The 2,836-nt window shown below is 70.3% G+C and carries 1 protein-coding gene and 1 pseudogene; both read left to right on the top strand.

Going from position 1 to position 2,836, the window contains the following annotated elements:
* Positions 1-264, top strand: a pseudogene (locus N878_RS16810) (DNA polymerase Y family protein); the annotation flags it as partial.
* On the top strand, positions 261-2,836 hold a 2,576-nt coding region (locus N878_RS16805), incomplete at its 3' end, for an error-prone DNA polymerase (RefSeq protein ID WP_021444767.1). The pseudogene N878_RS16810 and the gene N878_RS16805, both read left to right, overlap by 4 nt.

The following is a 2,836-nucleotide window of genomic DNA, read 5'->3' as shown; positions in this document are numbered from 1 at the left end:
TGGCAGGCCGAGAGCGACCGGCATACGCCATCACTGCCCAGCGTCGGGCCGCGTCCCGGCTGGCTGCTGGGCGAACCTCAGCCGCTGGCCGAGGCCGGCCTGCTGATCCTCGCCGGGCCCGAGCGCATCGAATCCGGCTGGTGGGACGGCGGCGACCTGCGCCGCGACTATTACCTGGTGCAAACCCGCAGCGGCCAGCGCGCCTGGGCCTTTCGCCCGGTCGGCGGCGCAGGGCCGCTGCAGCTGCACGGCTGGTTCGCATGACGCCCGACTACGCCGAGCTGCACTGCCTGTCCAATTTCAGCTTTCAACGTGGAGCCTCCAGCGCCCGCGAGCTGTTCGAGCGCGCCGCGCGCCTCGGCTACCGGGCCCTGGCGATCACCGACGAATGCACGCTCGCCGGCATCGTGCGCGCCTGGCAGGCGGCCAGGGAGAGCGGCCTGGCGCTGATCGTCGGCAGCGAGATGCCCATCGAGAGCGGCCCCAAGCTGGTGCTGCTGGCCGAGGACCTGGCCGGCTACCAGGCGCTGTGCCGGCTGATCACCGTCGCCCGGCGCCGCGCCGAGAAGGGTCGCTACCGCCTGCTGCGCGAGGACTTCGACGCGCCGCTGGCCGGCCTGCTGGCGATCTGGCTGGCCGAACCGCAGATCAGTGAGCACGAGGGCATCTGGTTGCGCCAGCGTTTTGCCGACCGCCTGTGGCTGGGCATCGAACTGCATCGCGGCGCCGACGATGCCGCTCGCCTGCGCCAGTTGCAGGCCCTGGCCGCGCGCCTGCAGATTCCCGCCCTGGCCTGCGGCGACGTGCATATGCACGCCCGCGGCCGCCGCGCCCTGCAGGACTGCATGACCGCCATCCGCCAGCATCTGCCGGTGGCCGAAGCCGGCGCCTGGCTGTTTCCCAACGGCGAACGCCACCTGCGCCGCCGCGAGGAGCTGGCCGAGCTGTATCCGCAGGAATTGCTCGACGAGACGCTACGGGTGGCCGAGCGCTGCCGCTTCGAGCTCGGCGAGCTGCAGTATCAGTACCCCCACGAGCTGGTGCCGGCAGGCCACAATGCCACCTCCTGGCTGCGTCATCGGGTCGAAGAAGGCCTGCACTGGCGCTGGCCGGATGGCGCCAGCGCCAAGGTGCGGGCGCAGGTCGAGCACGAGCTGCAGCTGATCACTGAGCTGAAATACGAGAGCTACTTTCTCACCGTGCACGACATCGTCAGCTGGGCCCGCGAGCAGCACATCCTCTGCCAGGGCCGCGGCTCGGCGGCCAACTCCACGGTGTGCTTCGCCCTCGGCATCACCGAACTGAACCCGGACAATTCGGGCAGCCGGCTGCTGTTCGAGCGCTTTCTCTCGCGCGAGCGCAACGAGCCGCCGGATATCGATGTCGACTTCGAGCACGAGCGCCGCGAGGAGGTCATCCAGTACGTGTTTCGCCGCTATGGCCGCCAGCGCGCGGCGCTGACCGCGGTGGCCAGCACCTACCACGGCGCCGGCGCGCTGCGTGACGTGGCTAAGGCGCTCGGCCTGCCGCCCGACCAGGTCGGCGCCCTGGCCGACTGCTGCGGACGCTGGAGCGACCGCATGCCGGACGCCGAACGCCTGCGCGAGGCCGGCTTCGACCCGGACAGCCCGTCACTGCACCGCATCCTGACCCTGGCCGGCGAGCTGATCGGCTTTCCCCGTCACCTGTCGCAGCACCCGGGCGGCTTCGTCATCTCCGAACACCCGCTGCAGACCCTGGTGCCGGTGGAGAACGCCAGCATGGCCGAGCGCACCGTGATTCAGTGGGACAAGGACGACCTCGACCTGGTCGGCCTGCTCAAGGTCGATATCCTCGCCCTCGGCATGCTCAGCGCGCTGCGCCGCTGCTTCGCCCTGATCGAGCGCTACCGCGGCACACGCTGGACCCTGGCCAGCCTGCCGCAGGAGGATGCGGCGACCTACGCCATGATCAGCCGCGCCGACACCGTTGGCGTGTTCCAGATCGAGTCGCGCGCGCAGATGGCCATGTTACCGCGCCTGCGCCCAAAGACCTTCTACGATCTGGTGATCCAGGTCGCCATCGTCCGCCCCGGGCCGATCCAGGGCGACATGGTTCATCCCTATCTGCGCCGGCGTAATAAAGAAGAACCGGTGGAGTACCCATCCAAAGAGCTGATTCCGGTGTTCGAACGCACCCTCGGCGTGCCGCTGTTTCAGGAGCAGGTGATGGAGCTGGCCATGGCCGCCGCCGACTACAGCCCCGGCGAGGCCGACGAGCTGCGCCGCTCGATGGCCGCCTGGAAGCGCCACGGCGGGCTGGAGCCGCATCGCCAGCGACTGACCTCGCGCATGCTGGAAAAAGGCTACACGGCGGAATTCACCGCGCGCATCTTCCGCCAGATCGAGGGTTTCGGCAGCTACGGCTTCCCCGAGTCCCACGCCGCCAGCTTCGCCCTGCTCACCTACGCCAGCTGCTGGCTGAAATGCCACGAGCCGGCCGCCTACGCCTGCGCCCTGGTCAACAGCTGGCCGATGGGTTTCTACAGCCCCGACCAGGTGCTGCAGGACGCCCGCCGCCACGGCATCGAGGTGCGTCCGGCGGACGTGCGCCACAGCGCCTGGGACTGCAGCCTGGAGCCCTCCGGCGGCGAGCAGCCGGCGATCCGCCTGGGGCTGCGCCTGCTGCGCGGCTTTCGCGAGGAGGCTGCCAAACGCATCGAGGCGGCGCGGCAGGCGGCGCCCTTCAAGGATGTGGACGACCTGTGCCGACGCGCCACGCTGGATGCCCGCGCCCGCGAATGCCTGGCCGATGCCGGCGCCTGCGCGGCCTGGCATTCGCGGGCGCGGGCATCCAG

It is taken from the genome of Pseudomonas sp. EGD-AK9 (assembly GCF_000465935.2).
In the GTDB taxonomy this organism is placed as follows: Bacteria; Pseudomonadota; Gammaproteobacteria; order Pseudomonadales; family Pseudomonadaceae; genus Aquipseudomonas.
This window is presented reverse-complemented; position numbering and strand designations above follow the sequence as displayed.